The organism is Streptomyces sp. NPDC086077, assembly GCF_040686175.1.
GTDB lineage: Bacteria > Actinomycetota > Actinomycetes > Streptomycetales > Streptomycetaceae > Streptomyces.
Genome location: NZ_JBFBJT010000024.1, coordinates 61,969 through 68,210 on the forward strand (window position 1 = coordinate 61,969; position 6,242 = coordinate 68,210).

A 6,242-nucleotide genomic window follows, 5' to 3' on the forward strand; every position below is an offset into this window, starting at 1 on the left:
GTGGCCTTCCGGGGTGAGCCGCCGTAGCGGCACGGATGTGGGTTGGTGGCGCGAGGTCGGTCATTCGGATCGCTCCCTTGCAGGTCGGTCGGTTGTGGCGGGGGTTCAGCGGATGGTGCCGGTGCCCCGGCAGACGCGGCAGCGCCGGATCCGTCCGGTCCAGGTCCTACGGGCTCCGTCGCCCTTGCAGTGGGGGCACCTCACGCGAGGCATGGGCATGGCCGGGTGTCCTCTCTGCTCAGGTGTGGGAGAAGCCGTTGATGAGCCAGGTGACGAGTCCGTGGATGGTGAAGATCACGGGGGTCTGGCCGAGGTAGAGGCCGAAGAGGCCGACGCAGACCGCTTCCCAGGCGCGCACGTCGCGGGAGCGGACGAGGAGGACGGTGATGATCCCGAAGATCACCGCGAACGTGAACGCCGTACCTTCGCTGATCACTTGGACTCTCCTTCCAGCACGGCAAGCGCGCGGGTGACGAGGGGCAGTTCCGGGGTCATCGCGGAGTACTTCCGGGCCGTGGCCACGGCCTCATCCGTCGGGGTCAGGTGCGAGCGGGCGCGGCTCCATCCGCCGTCAGGGCCGGTGCAGACGGCCACGCCGCGCTCTTCCGCCGTGATGGCTTGGGCGACGGCCACAGCGTCCTTGTTGAGATCGCCGAGGGTCATCTCAGCCGTGCCGGGGTCGTTGACCCGGTGGCAGATCCGGCCACCGAGTTGGGCCCGGAGAGCGGTGACGCCGGTACCAAGGTCAGAGCCGACACGTTGGCCGGCCACGACCAGGTGAATGCCGAGAGCGGCACCGAGCTGGGCCAGCCGTAGCAGGAGCGTGGAGCACTGTTCGGTCTCCGCCTTGCTCTCGCGGGTGCCGTCGAACAGGTACAGTTCCGCGATCTCGTCGACCAGGACGACGACCGGGACCGGCCGGAGCTTGTCCGGGAGCTCCCAGACCGAGCGGACACCGGCCGACCGGCACGCGCTCATCCGGTCCTGCATGTCGACGACCAGGGCCGAGAGCACCGCGACCGCTTCTCTCCGACAGGTGGCCAGGGCGCTCAGCCGTGCGGTGAACAGGCCGAGCTCCATGCCGCCTTTGCAGTCGACACCGACCAGGGCGACGCGTTGCGTCGCAAGTTGGGTGATAAGCCGGGCCAGCAGGGTCGACTTACCGGACCGGGTTGCCCCGGTGATCAGCCAGTGCGGCACGAGACGCAGGTCCATCACCCACCCCCCGCCCGTCTCCAGCGCACCGACCAGGGCCGAGAGGAGTGCGGCCGGAGCCGTGGCTAAGCCGGGCCGCTCCAGCGGGTCATGGGCCATCGCGGTCAGCAGCACGAGGCCGCGTTCCGGCGTGGTGACCCGCACGGCGTGCGCCTTCCACGCGTGCACGAACGCATCCGCCGCCTTCAGATATGTCGCCGGAGTCTGGCCCGCATGCAGCCGCACCACCACGGACAACCCCATCGGGGTGACGCGCGGGAAGGAGCAGCGCGGAGCGACCGGCCGGACCGGGTCACCCTTGACCAGCAGGTGACCGACGAGAGTCCGGGCGGGAAGACGGGACACAGCCAGGTCGTTGAGCACGGCGACCCGCCGCCAGGTGGAGACGACCCGCCAGGCGGTCAGCGGGTAGCCGACGAGGTACCAGTGCCAGACCGGACGGTGCCGGCGTACCAGGTCACCGACGACGAGCATCCAGGCCAGCACGGCCAGGGCGAGGGCGATGATGTACGGCTCCATCACGCTTCACCGCCCTTGCCGTGCGCGGCAGACGTACGAACGGGGGTGATGGCATCGGCCCGGAAACTGACGCCGTGCCGGTCGCCCATCGCCCACATGAACGCCACCAGCCCGGTGACCTTCACGATCTGCCCTTCCTCGATCCCGGTCGGCTCACCGCTGACAGCGATCTCGATGACGGAGATCCGCCGCCGGTCCTGCCGCACGGTCACCGCCACCGTGTAGACGGGGTTGCCGTCCCGGTCCTTCTTCACCTCCTGTGTCTCGGAGTTGCTGATCTTTACTTCCGGAGCGATGGCGCACCGCAGTACGCCGAGCCGCGCCGTGTCCACGGGAATGGACTGCATTTCGTAGGCCTCCCTGGCCAGTCACGACGCCAGCTTGATACTGACGTCACTTATCCTTACGAGTGACGAGTGTGGAGTGCTGTACGGCGAGAGCGCAACTACTTATGCTGACGAGTGACGCGGCACGTGCGACGTGCCTACGACACCGACCCGTCGGAGATGCCCATATGTCGGAGATCCAGCGCCCCGGAGCCCTCTACCAGCAGGTGGCCGCCGCCATCCGCGAGGCGATCCTGTCGGGCGAGTTCGCCCCCGAGTCCCTGCTGCCGTCCGAAGCCCAGCTCATGAACCGCTACGCCGTGTCCCGCCCGACCGTCCGCAACGCCATTGCTGCACTGCGCGCGGAAGGCCTGATCGACGTCCGCCACGGCAAGGGCAGCTTCGTACGCTCCGACGGACAGCCATCGCTGACGATCGAGCGCCGCATCAGCCGTACGGCAGACGGGAAGTTCGTCATGCCCAACGGTGACGTGTGGCAGGAGAGCGAAGAGGCCAGCGCCTACCGCACGCACACCACGAAGGCCACCGGCCGACTCCTCGAACTCGGTGAGGAAGAGGCCCTCTTCGGCTGTGACCGGCTGCTGTTCGACCCGAGCACGGGCACGCGGGCGATGCACCGCACGCTGATCCCGTTCGCCGTGGCCGACGCCGTTCCGGTACTCAGGGAGGAGCCGTGTAAGCGCCCGGCAGCGTTCTACCGGCAGCTCACCGAAGCCGGCCACAAGCTCACCTGGTCCGAGACTGTGCGTGCCCGGATGCCTTTGCCCGACGAGCGGACCACGCTCCAGCTCCCGGACGCGACGCCGATCCTGCACCTGTCCCGCGTCACCCACGACACCGACGACCGGCCCCTGATCCTCGAAGAACTCCGCATCGGTGCCGACCGCGCGGAACTCACCTACCGGATCACCGCCGACAAGCAGCCCACCCGACGCACCCGGGCATGACCGGCGAGCGGCATCGGTCGAAACAGCCTTAACTTCCTCAAGGGCGCGCCTGCGGCGCGCCGGGACGCCCGGCCGCCCCGGCCGGGCGTGCGGCGTGACCGCCGGTCCCGGCCGAGCGCCGGACGCCCCACACCGCAGCACGCCCAAGAAGTCGAGGCGACGAACGGCCACCGAGGGCCGGAGCCCACGGGGCTGGGGGTCGCCAGCCTCCGAGACTTTAGGCAGCCACCATGGGGCGAGCCTCGAAGAACAGGGGGCCAATCGGGCACAACACCGGGCAGGTCCAGTACCTGCCCGATTCGCCGGGCGAGCGTAAGGCCCCCTGTTCACTCGCCCCATCGCAGCTCCCGCCCAAAGTCTCTCCGGCCGGCGACGTGCCCACGTGCACCAGTCACCAGCGGAAACATCCCTCACCGCGCACCACCATCACCGTCCGCGAGCGCGTCCAGGAGCCCCGCGAGCCGCACGGCCGCACCGGGCAGACCCACCAGCCGCACCACCCCGTGCCCCTCGTCGTCCGTAGCGGCTACGGCCCGTAACTCGGACGGCTCGAACTCCGCCGCGAGGAGCGCAAGGTTCAGTTGTTCGGTGGCCTCACGCGCCACACGCCAGCCCGCCATGTAGTCGACGCCACGCACCCACAGACCGGACCCCAGGCCCGCCACGTCGTCCAGTCCGTCACCCAGCCAGCCATCACCCGAGCCGCTCACGTGTCCCACCTCTGTCCTGATCTAGGTAACCGATCGTCAACTCTGTTCGGCCCAGGGCAGATACGCAGCACGAAGACCCCGGTACCATCAGGCACCGGGGATCTTCGCGTTCCCCAACCGGGCCACCCTTCGCTTTCCAGGGCTGATGGGGTGGCCCGGTCTTGGTATGAGGTTGTGAAGCGTGGCCCCTGAGTGCTGAGTGGGGATCTCAGCAAACCGTCTCAGGAGCCACGCCCCGTTCGCCGGACGAGTTACCGTCCGGCACCCGGCCGCCGCGCACTCGTGAGAGAGCGAGATACGCAACGGCAGCCGGAGATCATCAAGACGGCTGGCCCCGAGTCCCAGCATCGAGATCGAGGCGGCACCACACGGTCTTGCCGCCCCGGTCGTCCGGCGTCCACCAGACCGCCGCCGCCAAGCGCTGAACGATCAGCAGTCCCCGACCGCTGTCCGGTAGAACCGCTTCCGACAGCTCTTCCATCAGCCCCGGCCAGAACGTGTCACCAAGCGGCAGCAGCGGAGGCGACGAGTCCTCATCCGCAACCCCGATGAAGAGCCACTTCGGCCACACCTTGAAGTGCACGTCGACACGACGGGAGCCGCCGGGACGTGTCAGGGAGCGTTCCGGGACCACGTGGTTCACCACGTTCCCAACCAGCTCTGACACGATCAGCCGAGCGTCGTCCACCACCGCGCCGGCGCCAACACCCCGGAGAAATGCGGCCGTCTGGTCACGCGCGACGCGTGCCGCGTTGCCGCCGCAGTCGGCGAAGAGGGTCAGCGTCAGGTAGTGCCCACCGGACGAGGGATCCGGCGCGGTGAACCAGTGCGCATACGCATCCAGTTCACTCGCTAAGTGCGCATGCGATCGCGCTCTTCTCGCGTCCATGAACGGTCCCGTCTCAGGTCACGTCCACCGAGGCCATCCCGGCAGGACGACGAGAGTGCACCCTTCAACCCACCTGCCGCTCCCCCCTCTTGGGGACCCCCCTCACCGGTACACTCGGAATCAGGACGTGAGTGCAGATCGAGAGAGACGATCTGGCGAAGAGCGTCAGGTCAATCACGATGGGGAAGTGAGATGGCCGAGGTAGCACCGACTCCGGCAGCTCTGCCGCCGCACGTGCTCGAACGCGCGGACGTGCGGTCAGCGATCGCCAACCACGACTTCGGCGAAGTCTTCAGACTCGCCAAGCTCCACGGCCACATCAGCTACGCCAAGATCTCCGAAGCCGTCGGCTACAAACGCGAACACATCGGCAAGATGGCCCGCCCGGAGTCCGACGGCAAGGGCATCCGCCCGCGGATCACCCAGCACTACAAGATCCTCGAAGTCGTCGACGGCCTACGCATCCCCGGCCAACTCGCAGGACTTGCGCCACGCCCGTGGGAGTTGGAACGACCGGCCACCACGTCCCCGACCGACGACCCCAGCACCCTGATCGCACAAGGCGGAGCCGGCCTCTGGGACATCGCCGAGATGCTCCGCCGTACGGAGATGTCCAGCATCAACAGCGCCGCCCTGGAATCGATCGAACAGGGCATTGACCAGTTGGCACGCGCGTACCCGTACGCCGATGCTGACTACCTTCACGACCGCACCCGCAACGGCCTTCAGTACGTCACCAAGCAACTCGAAGGCCGCATGACCCTGCGGCAGCACCGAGAGCTACTCGTCGACACCGGATGGCTCTTCCTGCTGAACGCGTGCGTCCAATACGACCGAGGACAGCGCGAAGCGGCGAACCTCAGCAAGGCCGCCGCACTCCGTATCGGCCAGGAAGCGGGCCACGGCGAGATCATGGCGTGGGCGTGGGAGATCGAGGCATGGTTCGCCCTCACCCAGAGCCGTTGGCAAGACATGCTCGATGCCGTCGACGCCGGACACGTCGCCGACCAGACTCATTCCGTAGGCGTACAGCTCTACGCCCACAAGGCACGAGCCGCCGCCCGCATGGGAGACGGCCGTTTGGTCCGAGACTCCCTCGATGCCGGCCGCGCCCGCTTGGACCGCCTACCCCGCCCGGACCACCCGGAACACCACTTCATCATTGACCCGGACAAGTGGGACTTTTACGAGATGGACGCCTACCGCCTCCTCGGAGACGACGAACGCGCCGCCGCCCACGCCCACTCAGTAATCCGCATTAGCACCGGCCCCGACGGCACGGAGATCTCCCCCATGCGCGCAGCAGAAGCGCGACTCACTCTTGGAGTTGCCGCCGCCCGCACCGGGGACATCGAAGAGGCCATTGGAATGGGCGCCACGGCACTCGAGGCAGACCGCAAATCACTCCCGTCCCTGCTTTTAGTCGCCGACGAGCTGGACAAGGAACTCCGCGCCCGCTATCCCCGGGAAGCCGCCACACGCGACTTCCACGAACAGGTCACGGCCATCAAACGAGGGGCAGCCAGGCCCGAGCTCCCGTTCTGAATCCGCCAATCGCATTGATGTCTGTCCATCTTGATGTGTACCCGAGGAGGTCACCTGAGCGAATCAAACA

At 67.8% G+C, this 6,242-nt stretch carries 7 protein-coding genes; 2 read left to right on the top strand and 5 right to left on the bottom strand.

The features are described 5' to 3' along the window. Positions 1-238 precede the first annotated feature (238 nt). Genes AB0O67_RS10235 through AB0O67_RS10245 form a run of 3 tightly spaced genes read right to left on the bottom strand, consistent with a single transcriptional unit; the run spans position 239 to position 2,081 of the window. The gene (locus AB0O67_RS10235; RefSeq protein ID WP_365448205.1) at positions 239-436 is read right to left on the bottom strand and encodes a hypothetical protein; all 198 of its coding nucleotides are present in this window, start codon (positions 434-436) and stop codon (positions 239-241) included. Further along, the gene (locus AB0O67_RS10240) at positions 433-1,734 is read right to left on the bottom strand and encodes an FtsK/SpoIIIE domain-containing protein (RefSeq protein ID WP_365448207.1); all 1,302 of its coding nucleotides are present in this window, start codon (positions 1,732-1,734) and stop codon (positions 433-435) included. Before AB0O67_RS10240 ends, AB0O67_RS10235 begins: the two co-directional genes overlap by 4 nt. Continuing rightward, a complete protein-coding gene (locus AB0O67_RS10245; RefSeq protein ID WP_365448209.1) occupies positions 1,734-2,081 on the bottom strand; it encodes a hypothetical protein in 348 nt (115 codons plus the stop codon). Before AB0O67_RS10245 ends, AB0O67_RS10240 begins: the two co-directional genes overlap by 1 nt. A 167-nt stretch (positions 2,082-2,248) precedes the next feature. Here AB0O67_RS10245 and AB0O67_RS10250 point away from each other — a divergent pair, with 167 nt between their 5' ends. Then, positions 2,249-3,028 (top strand): GntR family transcriptional regulator, encoded by a 780-nt coding sequence (locus AB0O67_RS10250; protein WP_365448211.1) that lies wholly within the window; start codon positions 2,249-2,251, stop codon positions 3,026-3,028. A gap of 410 nt (positions 3,029-3,438) precedes the next feature. Here AB0O67_RS10250 and AB0O67_RS10255 read toward each other — a convergent pair whose 3' ends face one another. Then, positions 3,439-3,738: a hypothetical protein gene (locus tag AB0O67_RS10255; RefSeq protein ID WP_365448213.1), complete on the bottom strand. Its 300-nt coding sequence runs from the start codon at positions 3,736-3,738 to the stop codon at positions 3,439-3,441. A gap of 319 nt (positions 3,739-4,057) precedes the next feature. Further along, the gene (locus AB0O67_RS10260; protein WP_365448215.1) at positions 4,058-4,627 is read right to left on the bottom strand and encodes an ATP-binding protein; all 570 of its coding nucleotides are present in this window, start codon (positions 4,625-4,627) and stop codon (positions 4,058-4,060) included. 192 nt (positions 4,628-4,819) lie between these two features. On the opposite strand from AB0O67_RS10260, the gene AB0O67_RS10265 reads away from it, so the two are divergent. Next, a complete protein-coding gene (locus tag AB0O67_RS10265; RefSeq protein WP_365448217.1) occupies positions 4,820-6,172 on the top strand; it encodes a tetratricopeptide repeat protein in 1,353 nt (450 codons plus the stop codon). Positions 6,173-6,242 lie beyond the last annotated feature (70 nt).